The 18007-nt window shown below is 70.3% G+C and carries 22 protein-coding genes; 10 read left to right on the top strand and 12 right to left on the bottom strand.

Annotated elements, in window-relative coordinates; translation table 11 throughout:
• Positions 1 to 48: 48 nt before the first annotated feature.
• Together CHC09_RS17090 and CHC09_RS17085 are read right to left on the bottom strand one after the other, a co-directional pair.
• Positions 49 to 822, bottom strand: coding sequence for an SDR family oxidoreductase (locus tag CHC09_RS17090; RefSeq protein WP_089294077.1), 774 nt, complete (start codon positions 820 to 822; stop codon positions 49 to 51).
• Entirely contained in the window at positions 819 to 1979 is a 1161-nt protein-coding gene (locus CHC09_RS17085; protein WP_089294076.1) for an acyl-CoA dehydrogenase family protein, read from the bottom strand. Before CHC09_RS17085 ends, CHC09_RS17090 begins: the two co-directional genes overlap by 4 nt.
• A 92-nt stretch (positions 1980 to 2071) precedes the next feature.
• Here CHC09_RS17085 and CHC09_RS17080 point away from each other — a divergent pair, with 92 nt between their 5' ends.
• From CHC09_RS17080 to CHC09_RS17060, 5 genes are read left to right on the top strand one after another with little or no spacing between them, the layout of a single operon-like run.
• Positions 2072 to 3580, top strand: a complete 1509-nt coding sequence (locus CHC09_RS17080) for a FadD3 family acyl-CoA ligase (protein ID WP_089294075.1) — start codon at positions 2072 to 2074, stop codon at positions 3578 to 3580.
• Entirely contained in the window at positions 3573 to 4400 is an 828-nt protein-coding gene (locus tag CHC09_RS17075) for an enoyl-CoA hydratase (RefSeq protein ID WP_089294074.1), read from the top strand. The genes CHC09_RS17080 and CHC09_RS17075 overlap by 8 nt, the downstream gene beginning before the upstream one ends.
• Complete coding sequence (locus tag CHC09_RS17070) at positions 4397 to 5500, top strand: acyl-CoA dehydrogenase family protein (RefSeq protein ID WP_089294073.1); 1104 nt, start codon at positions 4397 to 4399, stop codon at positions 5498 to 5500. Before CHC09_RS17075 ends, CHC09_RS17070 begins: the two co-directional genes overlap by 4 nt.
• Positions 5497 to 6468 carry an acyl-CoA dehydrogenase family protein gene (locus tag CHC09_RS17065; RefSeq protein WP_089294072.1) on the top strand — a complete coding sequence of 324 codons (972 nt, stop codon included), beginning with the start codon at positions 5497 to 5499 and terminating at the stop codon, positions 6466 to 6468. The genes CHC09_RS17070 and CHC09_RS17065 overlap by 4 nt, the downstream gene beginning before the upstream one ends.
• Positions 6465 to 7451, top strand: a complete 987-nt coding sequence (locus CHC09_RS17060) for an acyl-CoA dehydrogenase family protein (RefSeq protein ID WP_089294216.1) — start codon at positions 6465 to 6467, stop codon at positions 7449 to 7451. The genes CHC09_RS17065 and CHC09_RS17060 overlap by 4 nt, the downstream gene beginning before the upstream one ends.
• A gap of 59 nt (positions 7452 to 7510) precedes the next feature.
• On the opposite strand, the gene CHC09_RS17055 is transcribed toward CHC09_RS17060, so the two are convergent.
• Both CHC09_RS17055 and CHC09_RS45220 read right to left on the bottom strand, forming a co-directional pair.
• Entirely contained in the window at positions 7511 to 8023 is a 513-nt protein-coding gene (locus CHC09_RS17055; protein ID WP_143232385.1) for a YcxB family protein, read from the bottom strand.
• A gap of 81 nt (positions 8024 to 8104) precedes the next feature.
• Complete coding sequence (locus tag CHC09_RS45220) at positions 8105 to 8659, bottom strand: hypothetical protein (RefSeq protein WP_143232384.1); 555 nt, start codon at positions 8657 to 8659, stop codon at positions 8105 to 8107.
• Between the two features lie 77 nt (positions 8660 to 8736).
• Here CHC09_RS45220 and CHC09_RS17045 point away from each other — a divergent pair, with 77 nt between their 5' ends.
• A complete protein-coding gene (locus tag CHC09_RS17045; RefSeq protein WP_089294069.1) occupies positions 8737 to 9300 on the top strand; it encodes a 3'-5' exonuclease in 564 nt (187 codons plus the stop codon).
• 276 nt (positions 9301 to 9576) lie between these two features.
• On the opposite strand, the gene CHC09_RS17040 is transcribed toward CHC09_RS17045, so the two are convergent.
• The 4 genes from CHC09_RS17040 to CHC09_RS17025 form a co-directional block, all read right to left on the bottom strand.
• Positions 9577 to 9753: a hypothetical protein gene (locus CHC09_RS17040; protein WP_239138256.1), complete on the bottom strand. Its 177-nt coding sequence runs from the start codon at positions 9751 to 9753 to the stop codon at positions 9577 to 9579.
• Between the two features lie 91 nt (positions 9754 to 9844).
• Positions 9845 to 10762, bottom strand: coding sequence for a hypothetical protein (locus CHC09_RS17035; protein WP_089294067.1), 918 nt, complete (start codon positions 10760 to 10762; stop codon positions 9845 to 9847).
• Entirely contained in the window at positions 10752 to 11255 is a 504-nt protein-coding gene (locus CHC09_RS17030) for a SigE family RNA polymerase sigma factor (RefSeq protein ID WP_239138255.1), read from the bottom strand. Before CHC09_RS17030 ends, CHC09_RS17035 begins: the two co-directional genes overlap by 11 nt.
• The gene (locus CHC09_RS17025) at positions 11242 to 12069 is read right to left on the bottom strand and encodes an endo alpha-1,4 polygalactosaminidase (protein WP_089294066.1); all 828 of its coding nucleotides are present in this window, start codon (positions 12067 to 12069) and stop codon (positions 11242 to 11244) included. Before CHC09_RS17025 ends, CHC09_RS17030 begins: the two co-directional genes overlap by 14 nt.
• A gap of 297 nt (positions 12070 to 12366) precedes the next feature.
• On the opposite strand from CHC09_RS17025, the gene CHC09_RS17020 reads away from it, so the two are divergent.
• Entirely contained in the window at positions 12367 to 12555 is a 189-nt protein-coding gene (locus CHC09_RS17020) for a hypothetical protein (RefSeq protein WP_089294065.1), read from the top strand.
• A gap of 24 nt (positions 12556 to 12579) precedes the next feature.
• On the opposite strand, the gene CHC09_RS47115 is transcribed toward CHC09_RS17020, so the two are convergent.
• Together CHC09_RS47115 and CHC09_RS47110 are read right to left on the bottom strand one after the other, a co-directional pair.
• Positions 12580 to 12783: a hypothetical protein gene (locus tag CHC09_RS47115; protein ID WP_373871896.1), complete on the bottom strand. Its 204-nt coding sequence runs from the start codon at positions 12781 to 12783 to the stop codon at positions 12580 to 12582.
• 29 nt (positions 12784 to 12812) lie between these two features.
• Positions 12813 to 13154 carry a hypothetical protein gene (locus CHC09_RS47110; protein ID WP_203833094.1) on the bottom strand — a complete coding sequence of 114 codons (342 nt, stop codon included), beginning with the start codon at positions 13152 to 13154 and terminating at the stop codon, positions 12813 to 12815.
• 147 nt (positions 13155 to 13301) lie between these two features.
• Here CHC09_RS47110 and CHC09_RS17010 point away from each other — a divergent pair, with 147 nt between their 5' ends.
• The 3 genes from CHC09_RS17010 (at position 13302) to CHC09_RS45215 (ending at position 16436) form a co-directional block, all read left to right on the top strand.
• Positions 13302 to 14957 carry a sensor histidine kinase gene (locus CHC09_RS17010; protein WP_179277142.1) on the top strand — a complete coding sequence of 552 codons (1656 nt, stop codon included), beginning with the start codon at positions 13302 to 13304 and terminating at the stop codon, positions 14955 to 14957.
• A 32-nt stretch (positions 14958 to 14989) separates the two neighbouring features.
• Positions 14990 to 15835 carry an ATP-grasp domain-containing protein gene (locus tag CHC09_RS17005; RefSeq protein WP_089294063.1) on the top strand — a complete coding sequence of 282 codons (846 nt, stop codon included), beginning with the start codon at positions 14990 to 14992 and terminating at the stop codon, positions 15833 to 15835.
• 163 nt (positions 15836 to 15998) lie between these two features.
• Entirely contained in the window at positions 15999 to 16436 is a 438-nt protein-coding gene (locus CHC09_RS45215; RefSeq protein WP_143232382.1) for a DnaJ-like cysteine-rich domain-containing protein, read from the top strand.
• Positions 16437 to 16544: 108 nt separating this feature from the next.
• On the opposite strand, the gene CHC09_RS17000 is transcribed toward CHC09_RS45215, so the two are convergent.
• A complete protein-coding gene (locus CHC09_RS17000) occupies positions 16545 to 17129 on the bottom strand; it encodes a hypothetical protein (RefSeq protein WP_089294062.1) in 585 nt (194 codons plus the stop codon).
• Positions 17130 to 17207: 78 nt separating this feature from the next.
• Complete coding sequence (locus tag CHC09_RS16995; RefSeq protein WP_089294061.1) at positions 17208 to 17888, bottom strand: lytic polysaccharide monooxygenase auxiliary activity family 9 protein; 681 nt, start codon at positions 17886 to 17888, stop codon at positions 17208 to 17210.
• Positions 17889 to 18007: the final 119 nt, after the last annotated feature.

The raw sequence follows: 18007 nt of genomic DNA, 5'->3' as shown, positions 1-18007 counted from the left end.
GTCGACATGAGCCAACAACTGAGCTGACCGATTCGCTCGCAAGCTCGCTCATGGGTGCTGGCTGCTGACGGAGATCACCTCGCCGGTGAGGTAGGAGGCATAGTCGCTGGCCAGGAACGCCACGACGGTCGCCACTTCCCACGGCTGCGCGGCCCGGCCGAACGCTTCGCGCCGGGCGAGCTCGGCCAGGTCCGATTCGCTGATCACCTTACTCAGGTAGGGGTGGGTGGCGAGGCTGGGCGCCACCGCGTTGACCCGGATGCCGTGGGCGGCCACGTCGAGCGCGGCGCACCGGGTGAACGCCATGACCCCGGCCTTCGCCGCCGCGTAGTGGGCCTGCCCGGCCTGGGCGCGCCAGCCGAGCACGGAGGCGTTGTTGATCACCGCTCCCCCGCCGCCCTGCGCGATCAGCTGCCGCAGGGCGGCCCGGGTGCAGCGGAACGTGCCGGTGAGGGTGACGTCGAGGACGCGCGTCCACTCGTCGTCGGTCATCTCGCTGACCGCCCGCTCGCCGCCCAGCCCAGCATTGTTGATCATGACGTCGATCCGCCCGAACTCCCCGGCCGCGCCGCTCACCAGAGCCCGCACGTCCCGGTCGTCGGTGACATCGCAGGGCAGGGACCAGACCTTCTTGCCGTACGTCCTCATCAGGCGCTCGTGCGCCTGGGCGAGCCGCCGTCCGTGGCTGTCGCTGAGCACCACCCGGGCGCCCTCGGCGAGACAGCGCTCGGCGATGGCGGCGCCGATCCCGGTGCCGGCCGCCGCGGTCACCACCACGACCTTGCCGTCGAGCAGGGCGTGCCCGTCCGGCGGGGCGGTCACCGGCGGTCCTGGCGGGGCAGGCCGAGGACCCGCTCGGCGAGGATGCCGCGCTGAATCTCGTTGGAGCCGCCGTAGATGGTGTCGGCCCGGCTGAACAGGAACAGTCGCCGCCAGCGGTCGGCCTCCCCGTCGTCGCCGGTCACGGACGCCACCCCGGCCGGTCCGAGAATGGTCATGGCGAGTTCGCCGAGCCCCTGCCGCCAGCGCGACCAGAGCAGCTTGATGACGGTGGCGGTGCCGGCCGACGGCGGCGCGGACAGCACCCGCAGGGTGTGTGCACGCAGCACGGTCAGGTCGATCCAGGCCCGGGTCAGTCGCTCGCGGACGGCCGGGTCGTCGGTCGCGCCGGTGCGCCGGGCCAGCGCGACCAGGTCGTCGAGGTCGCGCTGGAAGCCGACCTGCTGGCCGACGGTGGCCGCGCCGCGCTCGAAGCCGAGCGTCGCCATCGCCACCCGCCAGCCCTGACCGGGTTCACCGACGACCAGGTCGCGCTCGGTGCGGGCGCCGTCGAAGAACACCTCGTTGAACTCGCTGTCGCCGGTGAGCTGGCGGATCGGGCGGACCGTGACGCCGGGCTGGCGCATCGGCACCAGCAGGTAGGACAGGCCGGCGTGGCGGGAGGCGCCCTCAGGGATCGGTGCGGTGCGGGCCAGCACGAAGCACCAGTCGGCCACGTGCGCCAGCGACGTCCACACCTTCTGACCGGTGAGCACCCAGTGGTCGCCGTCGAGCTCCGCCCGGGTGGTGACGGCGGCGAGGTCGGAGCCGGCGCCGGGCTCGGAGTAGCCCTGGCACCACAGCTCGGTGGCAGTGGCGATACCCGGCAGGAACCGCTCCCGCTGGCGGTCGGTGCCGAGCTGCATGAGGGTGGGGCCGACCATGGTGATGCCGATGTGGTCGACCCGACCGGGGGCACCGGCCTTCGCATACTCCTCATGGAAGATGACCTGACGCTGCAGGGACGCGCCCCGGCCGCCGTGCTCGACCGGCCAGGCGAGGGTGCTCCAGCCGGCGGCGGCCAGGCGGCGGGTGAAGTCGAGGCGTCTGGAGAAGGCCTCGTTCTCCCGGCCGGCGCCACCGGCGCCACGCAGGTCGTCGGTCACGTTCGCGGCGAGCCAGTCCCGGATCTCGCGCCTGAACTCCTGGTCGTCCTGCACTGGTCTGCCTCCCGCTCCGCGCGTAGGCTCACCCTACCAAGCACTTGCTTGAGTGACCATCGGCGTTGGTGAATGCAGCGTCAGGAGCTGTGATGACCTCGACGATCCCGGCGGCCGTGACCCGCGCGGCCGCTACCTTCGGTCCGGCCCCGGCGCTCGGTCCGCTGAGTTACGGGTCGCTGCTCGGCGAGGTGCGACGGGTGGCCCGGGCGCTGATCGCCGGTGGTCTGCGGCCGGGCGACCGGCTCGCACTGTGGGCGCCGAACTCGCCGGAGTGGGTGCTCACCGCGCTCGGGGTCGGCTACGCCGGCGGCACACTGGTGCCGGTCAACACGCGATTCACCGGCGTCGAGGCCCTCGACGTGCTCCAGCGCAGTGACGCCCGCGGCCTCGTCGTGGTCGGCCCGTTCCTGCGCGCCGACCGGCTCGCCGCGGTCACCGCCGTCGCCGCCGAGGAAGGCGTGGCCCTCCCCCGGCTGGTCGTCTCCATCCCCGACGGCTGGGACGAGTTCCTCGCCTCGGGGGACGCGGTCCCCGAGAGCGAGGCCGACGCGCGAGCCGCGGCGGTCTCCCCCGACGACGTCGCCGACATCCTGTTCACCTCGGGGACGACCGGGCGCAGCAAGGGTGTGATGAGCGCGCACCGGCAGTCGCTGGCCGTCGCCACGGCCTGGGCCGAGATCGCCGGGCTCGGCCCCGACGATCGGTACCTGGTGGTCAACCCGTTCTTCAACAGCTTCGGCCTCAAGGCGGGCATCCTGTCCTGCCTGGTCAGCGGGGCTACCATCGTGCCGCAGAAGGTCTTCGACGTGCCGCGCACCATGGAGTCGATCGGTGCCGAGCGGATCACCGTGCTGCCCGGTCCGCCCACCCTCTACACCAGCCTGATGGATCATCCCGAGGCCGGCCGGCACGACCTGTCCAGCCTGCGCCTGGCGGTGACCGGGGCGGCCACCGTGCCGCCCGCGCTGGTCGAGCGGATGCGCGAGGAGCTGGGCGCGGAGGTGCTCACGGCGTACGGGTTGACCGAGGCGGTCGTGGCCACCATGTGCCGGCCCGGCGACGACGCGAAGATCGTGGCCGAGACGTGCGGGCGGTCCGCGGCCGGCTTCGAGGTCCGGATCGGCGAGCCCGACGGCGAGGTGCTGCTGCGCGGTCCCAACACGATGCTCGGCTACCTCGACGACCCGGAGGCCACCGCCGCGGCGATCGACGCCGACGGCTGGCTGCACACCGGTGACGTCGGCCGGCTCGACGAGCACGGCTACCTGACCATCACCGACCGGCTCAAGGACATGTACATCTGCGGTGGCTTCAACGTCTATCCGGCCGAGGTGGAGCGTGTCCTGGCCCGGCTGCCGCAGGTCGCCGAGGCCGCCGTGATCGGGGTGCCCGACGAGCGGCTCGGCGAGGTCGGAAGGGCGTTCGTGGTGTGCCGCCCGGGTCAGTCGCTCACCGGAGCCGAGGTGATCGAGTTCTGCCGGGGGCGGCTCGCCGGCTACAAGGTCCCGCGCGGTGTCGAGCTGCGGGCCGAGCTGCCGCACAACGCCTCGGGCAAGGTCCTCAAATACCTGCTGCGCGCGGAGGCGGCCGATGCCTGACGAGGTCCTCTACGAACGCCGGGGCGCGCTCGCGGTCGTGACGATGAACCGGCCGCGCTACCGCAACGCGCAGAACTCCGCCATGACGTACGCGCTGGACGCCGCCTTCACCCGGGCCGTGGACGACGGCGACGTGCGGGTGATCGTGCTGGCCGGGGCGGGCGAGCACTTCTCGGCCGGTCACGACATCGGCACCCCCGAGCGGGACGCGGACACGCCGTTCCCGCGCCGGGCCACGATCTGGTGGGACCACACCGACCGGGCCGGCGCCGACCGCCGTTACGCCCGCGAGGTCGAGGTCTACCTGAGCATGTGCCGGCGATGGCGGGACCTCCCGAAGCCGACCATCGCCATGGTGCAGGGCGCCTGCATCGCCGGCGGCATGATGCTCGCCTGGGTGTGCGACCTGATCGTCGCCGCCGAGGACGCGTTCTTCGCCGATCCGGTGCTGCGGATGGGCATCCCCGGGGTGGAGTACTTCGCGCATCCGTGGGCGCTCGGGCCCCGCTTCGCCCGCGAGATCCTGTTCACCGGCGACCGCTTCGACGCCCGCCGGGCGTACGAGATAGGCATGGTCAACCGGGTGGTGCCGCGCGCCGACCTCGAGACGGCGGTGACCACGCTCGCGGAGCGTATCGCCGCGATGCCCCCGTTCGGCCTGGCCCTCGCCAAACGGGGGCTGAACCAGTGCGAGGACCTGATGGGCATGCGCGCCGGGATGGACGCGGTCTTCGGCCTGCACCACGTCGCCCACGCGCACAACGCCGAGGTCACCGGCGATCCCCTGGCCGGCCTGGACCCGAAGGCCATGAAGAAGTGAACCTCGACCTGCCTCCCGAGGCGCGGGCGTTCCGTGACGAGGTGCGCGACTGGCTCGCCGCGAACGTCCCCGCCGAACCGCTGCCCAGCGTGGACACACCGGCCGGCGACGAGGTGCATCGGGCCTGGGAGCGCCGGCTCGCCGACGCCGGCCTCGCGGTGGTCTCCTGGCCGCGGCGGTACGGCGGCCGGGAGGTTCCGCCGCTGCACGCGCTGCTGTTCGAGGAGGAGTACCACGCCGCCGGAGCCCCCGCGCGGATCGGCCAGAACGGCCTGTTCCTGCTGGCCCCGACGCTGCTCGCGCACGGGACCGCGGAGCAGCGTGACCGGATCCTGCCGGCGATGGCCCGCGCCGACCAGGTGTGGGCGCAGGCCTGGTCGGAGCCGGAGGCGGGCAGCGACCTCGCCGCGATCCGGTCGCGCGCGGTGCGCGTCGAGGGCGGCTGGCTGCTGTCCGGGCAGAAGACCTGGAGTTCCCGCGCGGTGGTCGCCGACCGGGCGTTCGGCCTGTTCCGCAGCGACCCGTCGGCCGAGCGGCACCGGGGCCTGACCTACCTGATGTTCGACCTGCGCGCGCCCGGTGTCACCGTGCGGCCGATCCGGCAGCTCGGGGGCGATCCCGGCTTCGCCGAGATCTTCCTGGACGACGTGTTCGTGCCCGACACGGACGTGCTCGGCGCGCCCGGTGACGGCTGGCGGGTGGCGATGAGCACCGCCGGGCACGAGCGGGGGCCGGGTCTGCGCAGCCCCGGCCGGTTCACGGCGGCGGCGGGCAGGCTGGTCGCCCGATGGCGGGAGGGCGAGGACCCGGCGCTGCGGGATCGGGTGGCGGACGCGTGGATCGCCGCTCAGGCGTACCGGATGCAGGCGTTCGCCGGGCTCGACGCGCCGCCCTGTTCCGCCAGCATGGTCAAGCTGTTCTGGTCCGAGCTGGACGTCGCCCTGCACGAGACCGCTCTGGAGTTGCTCGGCCCCTATGCCGAGACCGACCGGGAGTGGGCGCGTGGCTATCTGTTCGCGCTGGCCGGGCCGATCTACGCGGGTACGAACGAGATCCAGCGGGACATCGTCGCCACCCGGGTGCTGGGACTTCCACGATGAGGCTCGTTCCGTCCGCTGAGCAGAACGATTTCGCTGCCGTGCTGCACGACCTGCTGGCCGCGGCTGAGGTGCCGGCGGCCGCGGACAGTTGGGCCGAGGGCGACCATCGTCCCGGGCGACGGTTGTGGTCGCGGCTGGCCGGGGCCGGGGTCACCGCGCTCGCCGTGCCGGGTCGCTGGGGTGGACTCGACGCCGGCCCGGCCGATCTGGTCGTCGTCGCCGAGGAGCTGGGTCACCATGCGGTGCCCGGGCCGGTGGCCGAGACCCTCGCAGCTGTTCCCACCCTGCTGGCCGCCCTCGACGAGCCCGGCAGGTGGCTGCCGGAGCTGGCCGGCGGGAGGATTCTGGGCACGCTCGCCGCGCCGCCGTGGCTGCCGTACGCCCTCGACGCGGATGTCGCCGATGTGGTGCTGCTCGCCGACCGGGGCGCGGCCGGACCGGCCCGTACCGGCGCGATCTTCGAATCCCTGGACCCCGCCCGGCGGCTGTTCGAGGTGGTCCCGGACGGACCGGCCGAGATCTGCCCCGCGATCGGGCGGGCGCTGGATCTCGGCGTGCTCGTCTGCGCCGCCCAGTTGCTCGGCGCCGGCCGGGCGCTGCTCGAGGCGGCGGTCGCGCACGCTCGGAGCCGGGCTCAGTTCGGCGGGCCGATCGGCCGGTTCCAGGCCGTCCGGCATCGTCTCGCCGACGTGGCGGTCGGTCTGGAGTTCGCCCGGCCCCTGCTGCACGCGGCCGCGGTGACCGTCAGCGCCCGGGACGTGTCGGCCGCGAAAGTGGCCTGCGCTGACGCCGCGAACCGGGCCGCTCGGGCGGCGTTGCAGGTGCACGGCGCGATCGGGTTCACGCGGGAGCACGGGCTCGGTCGCTGGCTGACGAAGGTGCGGGCGCTGAGCCTGTCGTGGGGTACACCGGCCGATCATCGGGCGCGAGTGATGGCGGAGCTGGCCAAGGGGGAAGCATGGAACTGACCGAGGAACGCGGGGCGCTGCGCGATGCCGTGCGAGGTCTGCTGGCCGCCCGCCCGGACCCGCTGTGGCCGCGGCTGTGCAAGGAGATCGGCGTCGCCGGCCTGGCGGTTCCCGAGGAGTACGGTGGTGCGGGCGCCACCCTGCTGGAGTCCCAGGTCGTGCTCGCCGAGCTGGGCCGGCTGCTCACCCCGTCCCCGATGCTGGGCAGTGCGGTGCTGGCCACGCAGGCTCTGCTGCGGGCCGGGGCCACCGAGCTGCTGCCGTCGTTGTGCGCCGGCGATCGTGTCGCCGCTCTGCTGTTCGTCGAGGAGCACAGGCTTTCTGGGAAGAGCCGGCTGAGCGGTGAGGCGAGTCAGGTTCTCGACGCCTCGTCGGCCGATGTGCTGCTGGTGGCCGCCGGGGACGCGCTGTGGGAGGTGGCGGCGGCCTCGCCCGGTGTTGCCGTGCTGCCCTGCGACGTGCTCGACGCCACCCGCCCGCTGGCCGTGGTGCGCCTGGACGACGTGCCCGCCCGGCGTCTGGGCGGTGCCGCCGGACTGCGGCCCTGGCTGCGTGACCTGGCCTGTGTGGCGCTGAGCGCCGAGCAGATCGGTGCCGCGTCCCGTGCGTTCGAGTTGACCCATGAGTACGTGCGCCAGCGGGTTCAGTTCGGCCGTCCGATCGGCTCGTTCCAGGTGATCCAGCACCGGCTGGCCGAGGCGTACCTGCGTCTGGAGGCCGCCACCACCGCATCCTGGACCGCCGCCGAGGCCCTGGCGGCCGGTGCCGCCGAGGGCTCCACGCTGGCGGCGATGGCCAAGGTCTACTGTTCGGAGGCCCTGCAGGCGGTCGTCGCCGAGATGGTCCAGATGCACGGCGGCATCGCCATCACCTGGGAACACGACGCTCACCGTTACCTGCGCCGCGCGTACGCCGACGCCCAGCTCTTCGGCGCCCCGGCCGGCCACCTCGACCGTCTCGCCGCGACGCTGCTGCCCGCCTGATCAGGCATCAGGCGACGCGTCCACAGTGCCACTGGCAGGGACCCGACCGGTCCGGCAAGTCAGGAGGCGGGCGCGTTCGTGAGCGCCGCGCCGCGCGAACGCAGGACCGCGAGCAGCCGGTCCTGTTCGGCGGGGGTCAGATCGGCGGTCGGGATGCTGGACATCCAGCGTTTGCCGCTGGAGAGCCGGCCGTGCGAGAGCAGGATCTGGCCGCGCGCCCGGTGCACCGCCTTGATCGCCGACCATTCCAGGGTCTTCGTCGAGAAGCCTGAGGTGGAGTGCACACCCGCGGCGTCGATCCGGTAGGCGACCGGCCGGCCGATCTTGTGGGCGTCCCGTTTCACGACCTGCGGCGGCACGGTGAACAGCAGGAGCAGCGGCGCGATGACGCCACCGGCGGCGGTGGACAGCGCCGCGTCGCCCGGGTCACCGGCCCAATACAACAGCGCGGCCATGGCCAGCATGACGGCCCCGCCCACCGCGAGGATCGGGAACAGGACCCGCCGTAGCAGCGCCTTCATCAGCTTCGGGTCCATTTGGGCCTGAAAGGTCAGCTGACCCGCGTCTTCCATGCGCGGCAGCATAATGATGATCTTGGTCGCCTCTTCCCGCGGGGCAGGCCATCACCGGGCGGTCACTTGAGGTGCCATCCGCTACGACCGGGGGCGCGAGGCCGCCAACTCCCGGATCATCCCGATCAGTTCGACGGCCCGGGAATCACGCCGCCGAAGCACGGTCTTGAGGTGCTCCTGAGCGTTGCTACCGGCGAACTGCATGCTCGCCGCCCTGGCGGGCAGCGTGATGCCGACGTAGATGCGCCTGTCGTCAGTGGTCTCCACCACATCACCATTGGCTGTCAGACCCCACGAGTGTTGCCGCCAGAGGTCGTCGTCGGAGAGCGCATAGCCCGTTCCGATCGACTCGACCGCCCCGTCGATCCAGAGCACCGCGACGTTGCGATGGCATTCCCCGGGCTCTCCTGCCATTCGGCGGGCCCGCCCGGCTACCGGGGATCCGGCATTGAGAAGTGCCTCGAGGTCCGTCTCCGGGCCGCCCGGCGGGACGACAAGAGAGCCACCGAAGGACAACAGCGTCCGGCACCAGCCGCGCCAGCTTTGCCGGTATTGCGGACCTACCCCGACGTAAGAGTCGACGCGATTGCGATAGAACGCCAGCAGGCGCTCACGTTCTTCATGACCCATCGCCACCCGCGAACAGTATCGCTCGCAGATCGCCGTGAATATCGAATGCGGCGTCCAGGAACGAGCCGTTAGGGTGCTCACCCGTGGACGAGGCTTTCGGACGGTTCCTCAACGTCGTCGACGTCGAGGCGACCTGTTGGGCTGACGGCCCGCCGCGCGGCGAGTCGAGCGAGATCATCGAGATCGGGATCTGCGTGGTCGACACCGCCGGCTGGCGACGGGGCGAGCGGCGGCGCATCCTGGTCCGGCCACGCCGGTCGCGGATCAGCGCATTCTGCACGGAACTGACCGGGCTCACCCAGGCCGACGTCGACGGCGGGGTCGACTTCGCCACGGCCTGCACCCGCGTCCGCGACGAATTGCGCGGACCCTACCGGACCTGGGCGAGCTGGGGCGACTACGACCGGCGCCAGTTCGAACGTCAATGCGTGGGTGACGTCGGATATCCGTTCGGCAGCCGCCACATCAACGTCAAGGAACGCTTCGCGACCGCGTTCGGCCTACGCCGCGGGGTCGGCATGAGCAGCGCCCTGGCCAAGGCCGGTCTGCCCCTGGAGGGACGCCACCACCGCGGCGACGACGACGCATGGAACATCGCCGCACTCGTCGTCGAGCTGGCCCGCCTGGGACATCCGATCACCGGCTGAGTCGAGTACGGCCTGACACTGCCACACGTTCCGGCCCGGCAACTGCTGCTACGGATCGCGCAGGGTCGCGCCCGCCGGTTGGGCCCGGTTTGCCGTTGCCGTCCTTCGCGGGAACAGCCGCTGGACGGCGGCGACGATGGCGGCTCGGCGCGTTCACACCACGGAACTCGCACCGACTCGCGGACCAGGGACCCGAAGTCGTGCGCAGAACCACATGGGCATTGCGAGTCTCTCTACTGCTGGAGCTGCCTCTGAAGTCGCGCGGAAAGGCGCCCTCTACCGGCTGCGGTTGCGGGGATGGTTCTTGGCCGTTCGCTCGTTGCCGTGCCGGTAGTTGCCGGTGACGCGCGCCATCAGCTCCTGCGGATCGCCGCTGTCCACGTCGATCAGGAACCGGGCCGCGGACGCGCCACGAAGCACGGTGGCGGGGCGGCCGTGGTGGAGTATTTCCACGTCCCCGTTCTTGCGAAGACGAAATGTGAATCCCTCAGGTGTGCCGGTCATCGACGCATCTTCCGTGCCGGCGGAGCCGCCTGCCACCGATTTACTCGGGGTCGGAGCGGTTCAGGACCTGGATGGCGCTCGCATAGCGGATCAGGTCGTCGTCACTCATCGTGAAGCCGTTGCCGACGGTGATGACCAGCGTGGCGTTCCAGTCCGGGACGTCGATCGAGAGGGTCACGTTCGCACCGGCACGGGCGAGGACCGCGTCGTACCCGTCAATCGTCTTGTTGATGCCTTTGAGCTGCTGTTTCCTGCGCAGGACCGTGGTCAGGCCGGCCGTGCCCGGCGGTGCGGACGGCGCGCGGAACGTCATGCGGGACGCGGACACCGTGTCGGTGACCAGGCCGACCGGAATCAGGCCGAGCTCGAACGGCGGCAGGACGGGAATCACGGCCGGCTTCAGCGAGCCGGCGAGGGCCACGACCTGCGCCGGGGTGTAGGTGTCGTCGGTCTCCAGCTCGATCCATTGACCGGCGGACTCCTGCCAGTACAGGCTGAGCCGCTTGGCCGGCTCCACGTCGACGGTCCGCAGGGTCGCGGGATGACCGCGTACCCGCAAGGATCCCGTGGTTGACGCCGGTGCCGTGGCCGAGACGGTGACCGTGACGTCCGCATGATCGCGTAGCTCGGTCGCCTCGAAGAACGCGCTCACCTGACCCGCCGTCATCGACGCGACCGGGGCACGCATCCCGTCCGTGGCCGGCAGTGTGTACGGAAAGATCGGGGCCGCCCAGCCGCTCATCAGCGCGGAGGTGGGAATGGCCGGATCCGGGCGGCCGGCGATCAGGTTCCCGGCCGCGATCGCGGCGACGAGCGAGACCGCGGCCGCGACGACCCGCCGACGGCGATAGCGGCGCGACCGGCTGTGCACAGCGGCCAGCAGCCCGGCGGCCGAGGGCGCACACTCCGCGGCGTCATGCAGGGACTCGGTCAGCAGCCGGTCCAGCTCATCCGTCAACGCCCACTCCCGTCTCGTTCATCAAGGTGCGCATCCGGCTGAGCGCGCGGGCCGCCTGCGACCTGACCGTCGACTGACCGCAGTCCAGCAGGACGGCGATCTCGTCGTCGGGCAGGTCGAGGTAGAAGCGCAGCACCAGCACGGCCCGCTGCGCGCGCGGCAGCCCGTGCAACAGTCGCCACATCTGGTCGCGGGCCACGATCTGCTGCTGCGGCTCGTCGCCACCGGTGGGTTCGGGCAGGTCGGCGCGGACCGCTTCGCGGTACGCGCGGCGCCTGCTCCAGGTCAGAAACTGCCGCACGATCGCGGTACGGACGTACGCCTCGGCGCTGTCCATCGCGGTGATCCGGTCCCAGCGGCGGTGCATCCGCGCCAGGACCTCCTGCACGAGGTCTTCGGCCAGGTGCGCGTCGCCGCAGAGCACGTACGCGAAGCGGAGCAGTGCACGGCCGCGGCCGTGCACGAACTCGTCGAAGTCGTCAGCAGGCCTCATACACATACGACCGTGAGCCGGGAGCGGTGACGCCGACGTCCCGCAGGACGATCGAGAGCTTGCTTCCGTACGCCCGGCACGCCTTGGTGAACCCGCTCCGGGCGTACTCGATCACGATCACGTTGTCGCCGTACGTCGCGGTGTAGTCGCCGCACTCGTCCCACTCCGCACACTCCTCGGCGATCGCGAAATCGAACCCCGCCCGCCTCGCGTTCGCGCTGCTCAGGTCGGCGGTGTTCTTCTGCCCGGAGGCGAGGCCGGCGGTGTGGGCGCGCGTGTTGAGCAGGGTGGCGTACGCGATCGCGTGCGCCTGGGTGAGCAGGCCCTTCGAGCGAGTGTAGGAGTCCAGGTTGTCGGATTCGAGCCCCTTGAATCCACCGGCCGCGCATCCGTCGATCCACCCGCCGACGATCGTGGCCAGTGCCGTCCGCTTCGCCGCGGTGGAGAGGTCGAGCAGGATCTCGTTCCAGTCGCCGTCGATGACCAGCTTGCCGTTCTTGTCGCGGAGCAGCAGGTCAGGGTGGTTGGTCTGCCACCAGGACTCCGCGCCGGGCTGCGTCTGGAACGCGTTGACGTAGCAGATGTTGTAGATCCCGGCGGCGGGCGCCGCCTCCCGGTCGCGGCTCACCACGGTGACGCCCGAGGGCGGCGTGTACGCCCCGCCGATCTGGTAGTCGAACTTCGCGTTCGCCGGCGGCAGGGCCGCCCGGGGTGCCCTCGCCGCGGCCGCCGTACCACTGCCGAAAGCGGACGCGGCGACCATGACGGTCGCCATGGCGATCCGTAAGGCGATCTTCATGCGGTTGACTACCATCGATCTGCCTCCTCGCTGTCAGGGAGCTGCCTGCCCTCTTGAACGCGGTGGGCCGTCGTGGTTGCTGCCGCAAGATCAGAAGAAAATTCGTGCTTTCCTACGAGGAGGGCCCGCACCCGGCACCTCGAAACGCGGGAACGGGCGACGGAGGGCAAACAATCGATCCGGGTCGCGCGTCCGGGTGACCTCGTTGTATCGACCAATAGGCCATGCAACGCTGGGGTCGGCTGACCCGTCCGGCTCTCGGGTCCCGCTGCGACCATCGGTCACGAAGTGCCCGCAGAAAGGTATTGGGCAATGGGCGATTTCAAGGTAAAGATCATTCCCAAGCCCGGGTCGGCAGTCCCCTCAGTCCTGGGAATCCTTTTTCTCGTCGTATTCGCAATTCTCCGCCCGCACGAGGCGGCCGAGGTTTTCAAAACACTGATCAGCACCATTTTCGACATGGCCGTCACTGTCGTGAAAGCCATCTTCGGCGTCGACTGACCTCCGCCACACGAATTGACCCGACTAAGCGAGCCGCCGTACGACATCGCCTGTCTCGATCGTCGCACCGACGATCACCCGGGCGTTGAGGCCACGCAGGCGCAGATGCCGGCCCTCCTCGCTCCACACGAGCTTGTGGGCGTCCCGCCCGAACCGAGCAGCGAACTTGGCGCAGCCGGTATGCGGCTCTTCAGTCACCTCGATCACGGCCCGGTCGCCGATCGCCAGCCGTGAGCCGGCCGGCAGGGCGTCGACATTCAGGTCGAAATCAACGTAGAGCTGGTCCCCGCAAGCGCCCAGGCCTCCCGATCAGGGCCGGCGATCAGTTCGACGAAGCGGGAGTTGATGACGTTCAGCTGCATGTCCGGGTGCGGCGAACGGTCGGCCGTTCGCGAACTGGGCCGCTGACTCCAGCTGTCACCGACCAGCCCGACCTCGGGATCGAGTTCAGCCTGGGCGAGCACCTCCCGAAGGCCGGCCGCGGGCCGGCGTACGGCCAGCGCCAGGGTGCCGACCTTCTGCGGGGATTGCCGCACGACGTGCAGACCTTCCACGATTTCGTCCAGCGAGCGATGGCGTACGGCGATGGGCTCGTTCACGGGGTTGACTGTGCCTCAACGCCGCAACCGTCGTCCACCGCGAAACCCCCCGCTCGACGGGTAGCCTTTGCTGAGGAGTCTGTGACGGTTTGGGGGTTTATGCTCGTGGAACAGGCGAGCGCGGCGGGGTGGCCAGACGACACACCGGTGAACCGGAACGTGTGGGTGTACTCGGTCGCGATCCTCGCCACGGCCCTGGTCATCGTGCCGATCGCCGACTTCCGCCTGACCATTCATCTGAGCCTGATAATCGCGTTCTTCATCCTCATCGCGGTGGCTGATCTGCTGACCGCGCATCTGCTGCTGCAACAGTTCCTCGCCGGTGGCCGGCCGGCGACGCTGGGTCTGTCGTCGGCCTACCTCTACGCCAGCGTGACCATGGTGCCTTACGTCTTCGCCTTCAACCGGGGACAGCGTTCAACCACTGGCACGACCTGGACCGAAGTGTGCGTACCGTGGCTGTTCTTCGCGGTTTTCACCGGGTTTCCGGTCATGGTGGCGGTGCAGCACTGGGTTGTCGCGGCGCTGCCGGCCCGGTTGATCGCGCGAGCCCGGAAGCGGCGGCGGACCGCCGCGGCGGTCGCGACCGTCGCGGTGATCACGCTGGTGATCGCGGTGACCGGCATCATCGTCGGTGCCGCCGACAGGTTGCCCCCGTTCTGGCAGAGCGGAGGCATGCAGACCCCGGCAGCTCGATGGATGGGATGTGCGGCACTGCTGGCCACGGCGGCCAGCCTGCTGACGGTGATCAGGGGGCTGCGCCACCGGCCGCCGGTGGAGCGGTGGGTGGTGGTGGCGATGAGTTCGTCGCTGGCCACCACGATCCTGTACCTGGCCGCTCCGTACCGGTTCACGATCGGCTGGTATGCGGCACGGATTGCTCTGCTGATCTCCGCCTGGGTGGTGCTGCTGGCTCTGCTCTCCGAGACCGCGAATCTCTACCGCCGGCTCTCGGCAGCCCACGACGATCTCGATCGGGCACACCGCGAACTGAGCCGCCGGGCCGAGCGGCTCACCGTGGTCAATCTCGACCTGGAAGCCGCGGGCACCTGGAAAAGCGACGTCATCGCCACTCTCTCCCACGAGATCAACCAGCCCCTGGCCGTGATCTCGGCCTGCACCGAGGAGCTGACTCACGAGTGGGACACCCTCACCGACGACGAACGCCGCGCCGCGGCCCAGGGCCTGGGCAGACGGGTCAACCAACTGCTCGACATGGCGGCGCAACTGCTCGCGCTCTGTCACGCCGAGCCGGGCGAGATCCATGCCAATCCTGCCGCTCTGCCGGTCGAGCAGGCGCTGAACCACGTCATGGACAACCTGAGCAGGCAGGCCCGTACGCGGGTCACCGCCACCTACGGCCCACCCGGCACGGCTGTCTGGGCCGACCCGATACACACCCACGAGGTGCTGACCAACTTCGTCACGAACGCGGTCAAGTACAGCCCCGGCGAGATCCACGTGTCGGCCGACGTCGACGACACCGGCGACGGAGTCCTGTTCACCGTCAGCGACGAGGGCAACGGGGTACCGCCGGACTTCGTCGCGCACCTGTTCGACCGCTTCGCCCAGGCCGAACGGTCCGGCGGAGCGAGGACCGGCGTCGGCTTCGGGTTGTACCTGTCCAAGCTGCTCGCCGAGGCGAACCGGGGCCAGGTCTGGTACGAAGACGTCGTTCCACACGGCGGCCGGTTCGTGCTGCGCCTGCCCCGCGCCCGGCCGGGCTCGGGAACGGCGGCTTCGCGGGACCCGGTGGACGGTGCGGCGACCGACCCGTTTCCCGGGCCGAGGAAAATCGTATGACCAGGTCGGAGTGAGCGGCGAGAATTCGCCCCATGATCCTGTTGCTCCCCGCGGACGTGTTGCACCCCCGTCGCGTCGACGAGCACTTCGCGGCCGAGGAGCAGGCGGCCCGCGCGCTGGGCTGGTCGGTGGCCCTGGTCGACCACGATGCCCTCGCCGCAACCGGCACGCTCGCCGGCTCGGTAACGCGAGCGCCCGGCGGCGAGGTCGCGCTCTACCGCGGTTGGATGCTGTCCAGCCGCGCATACGCGGGCCTGGCCACCGCACTGGCGACCCGAGACATCCGCCTCTACACCGACGCCGAGCGGTACCGCCGCGCTCACGAACTCCCCGGCTGGTACGCCGCCTTGTCCGACTTCACCCCCGCCTCGACCTGGACCACCGGAACCGATCGAACGGATTTTGACGCTGCCCGCTCCGCCCTGGGATCAGGTCCGGCCGTAGTCCGCGACTACAGCAAGTCGATGAAGCACTACTGGCACGAGGCCACCTACATCCCGGACCTCACCGACGCGGCCGGGGCCTGGGCCGTCGCCCAGCGAATGCTCGAACTCCGCGGCGATGACCTGACCGGCGGCTTCGTGCTCCGCCGTTACGAGCCGTTCGTCGGACCCGAGGTCCGCACCTGGTGGGTCAACGGCACCTGCCGGCTGGTCACCGCACACCCGGACACCCCACACGAACCGCTTCCGCAGGACCTCGACCTCACCCCGCTACGCCCCGCCGTCGCCACCCTCAACCTGTCATTCGTCACAATCGATCTAACCCGCCGCAGCGACGGCGCCTGGCGCATCGTCGAACTCGGCGACGGCCAGGTCTCCGACCGCCCCACCACCACACCACCGGAAGACCTGATCAGCGCACTGACCCAGCCTTGACCCAACACCCTGCCCACCAGGACCGACAACAAATTCAAGATCCATCTCCGGTACGACCGATGGAGCTCTGTGGCCAGGCTCAAGCCAAGCCCCGTGCCATTCCCGCGCGAGACCGCGCCGGCACGCTGGCGGCTGCTTCATATCCTGCGCCCCGGGAGGTCACATGACGAACGCTGAACTGATCGATCGGCTGATCGAGGAGACAGCACAAGCACCCGACTGGCGTAGCGGCTGGGCCCGCCCCGGGCACCTCCCCCTGTTCAACAACTGGGGACCCGTCATGTATCTGACCCCGGTAGGCGACGTCGTCATGAACGACGAGGAGGACGGCCCGCTACGACCGGCCGGCCCAGCCGAGCGCGACTTCGCGCTCGCCCGAGCCGCTGAGCAGTATCCGGAACTCGCCCACTTGAAGCCCGCAAGGCCACAGCTCGCGGCCACCTGCGACCTGTGCCGTGGCCGGGGCAGGGTGACGATCTCGCAGGGAACGCTCTTGCCATGGCCGGACGGCCACGAACCAAGGTCGCCCTTGTACTGCCCGAAGTGCAACAGCCTCGGATGGATACGTATGTCGCTTGTGCCGGCTGTGGACAGCACATGATGGTGTGCTTCCAGGGAGGGAGGTAGCCAGCGATGACGCTGACGGACCTGAGCCCGGTCCTGGCCGACATCAACCGGAGTTACAAACGGCCCGCGTTGGTCGCCGCTGTCACTGATCGGCGGCGGTGGCGTATCGGCGGTGCAGGTCGGCCATCTCCGTCTCGGTCAGGGCCTCTTTGAGTGCCAGTTGCGCGTACTTGTCCGGGAACATCTGGCGCAGCCGGTCGACGTATTTGACCTCGGCGGTCGCCTCGACGACTTGAATGCCCACCGGGTCGGTGGAGAGGTCCAGGATCACCGGGCCGGCCAGCTTGACCGCCACGTCCCAGGGTTGTTTCGGCTCGGCGACCCCGCACAGGTGAAAGCCGTAGACCGTCCGGATCTCGGCGAGCCGGGAGGCGCCGGTCGGCTCGTATCCGTAGAGGCGGATTCCGCAGATCACCGCCGGCTTCGCCGCTCCTCCGGCTGTGGCCTGCTGGGTTCCGTGGCCGGCGTGGTTGTGTGTTTCCGGGCCGGACTGTTCGAGCGTGGCGCGCATGCGGGTGACGATCTGGGCCTGCAGATCGGCCGGCTCCGCCCGCGAGCGGTCCGAGTCGGCCAGTGCGGCCACGCCGAGGGTCCCGGCCAGCAGGACCGCCGCCGCCCAGATGTACCGGCTGCGGTCACGCTGCCGGAGCTTTCGGAGAGCAATCATGATCGATTCACCTCGGGTCGGGACGCTGGAGGCCCACGGCCCGGGACGCCGGCTGACGTCCCGGGCCGGTCGTTGTGGTCAGGCGAAGTTCACGTCGCTGCACCACATGTAGGTCTGGTCCTGGTGCGAGGCCTGCCAGATCACGAACAGGATGTGGTGTCCGGTGTATCCGGAGGTCGAGATGTTGAAGGAGATGTTCTGTGCCGGGGCGTACTTACCGGTCTGCGTGATGAAGTCGAGGTTGCCCCAGCCGAGGCGCTGTGTGGCCGGGTTGAATCCCTGCTTGCTGACGTAGACACGGAAGTAGTCGGCGCCGTGGCTGGCCTGGTCGTACAGCTGCACGGTGAGGTTGCGGCTCACGGTCGTCTGTTTCCAGGCGCCCAGCTGGTTCAGGCTGTCGTTCCTGGTGAGGCCGTTGCTGCACAGCTGCCCGTCGGGGGTGCGGGCCTGGAACTGGCCGGCGAGACCGTCGCGCAGGGCGCTCATCCAGTTCCACATGGTGTCCGGGTTGGCCTGGAAGGCCTGCCAGCACATCGGGTCCTGCTGCTGCATGGCGGGATTGGTGTGCTGGTTTCCCCAGGTCTTCCAGCACTGGTAGGCGCGGGAGGCGGGGTTGATGATGGTGCCGTGGGCCTGGGCGGTGCCGGTCCAGGGCAGCATGCCGGCGAGCGTGGCGAGCACGACGATGAGCACCTGGACCGGCCGGTGTGCGGCTGAGCGGGAGGGTCTGCCGGATTGATCGGACGCGCGTGGGGGCACGGTGTGTCCTCCTTCTTCGGCTTTACGGGGATTGGGAGCGCTCCCGAAACAGGATTGCACCGATCTGCCCTTTTATCAACCGATGTCGATCAACCGTTCTCGGCCCACGAGACAGCCGA

Origin of the sequence: Actinoplanes regularis (assembly GCF_900188005.1) — a bacterium.
GTDB classification, from domain to species: domain Bacteria; phylum Actinomycetota; class Actinomycetes; order Mycobacteriales; family Micromonosporaceae; genus Actinoplanes; species Actinoplanes regularis.
The sequence above is the reverse complement of the archived record's forward strand: the minus strand, read 5'-3'. Positions and strand labels throughout refer to the sequence as shown.

What these genes read in the sequence shown, in the direction of transcription:
- CHC09_RS17080 (WP_089294075.1), top strand. Translation starts at nt 2,072, where the DNA reads ATGACCTCGACGATCCCGGCGGCCGTGACCCGCGCGGCCGCTACCTTC.
- CHC09_RS17075 (WP_089294074.1), top strand. Translation starts at nt 3,573, where the DNA reads ATGCCTGACGAGGTCCTCTACGAACGCCGGGGCGCGCTCGCGGTCGTG.
- CHC09_RS17065 (WP_089294072.1), top strand. Translation starts at nt 5,497, where the DNA reads ATGAGGCTCGTTCCGTCCGCTGAGCAGAACGATTTCGCTGCCGTGCTG.
- CHC09_RS17055 (WP_143232385.1), bottom strand. Translation starts at nt 8,023, where the DNA reads ATGGAAGACGCGGGTCAGCTGACCTTTCAGGCCCAAATGGACCCGAAG.
- CHC09_RS17030 (WP_239138255.1), bottom strand. Translation starts at nt 11,255, where the DNA reads ATGAGGCCTGCTGACGACTTCGACGAGTTCGTGCACGGCCGCGGCCGT.
- CHC09_RS17025 (WP_089294066.1), bottom strand. Translation starts at nt 12,069, where the DNA reads ATGGTAGTCAACCGCATGAAGATCGCCTTACGGATCGCCATGGCGACC.
- CHC09_RS17020 (WP_089294065.1), top strand. Translation starts at nt 12,367, where the DNA reads ATGGGCGATTTCAAGGTAAAGATCATTCCCAAGCCCGGGTCGGCAGTC.
- CHC09_RS17005 (WP_089294063.1), top strand. Translation starts at nt 14,990, where the DNA reads ATGATCCTGTTGCTCCCCGCGGACGTGTTGCACCCCCGTCGCGTCGAC.
- CHC09_RS45215 (WP_143232382.1), top strand. Translation starts at nt 15,999, where the DNA reads ATGACGAACGCTGAACTGATCGATCGGCTGATCGAGGAGACAGCACAA.
- CHC09_RS17000 (WP_089294062.1), bottom strand. Translation starts at nt 17,129, where the DNA reads ATGATTGCTCTCCGAAAGCTCCGGCAGCGTGACCGCAGCCGGTACATC.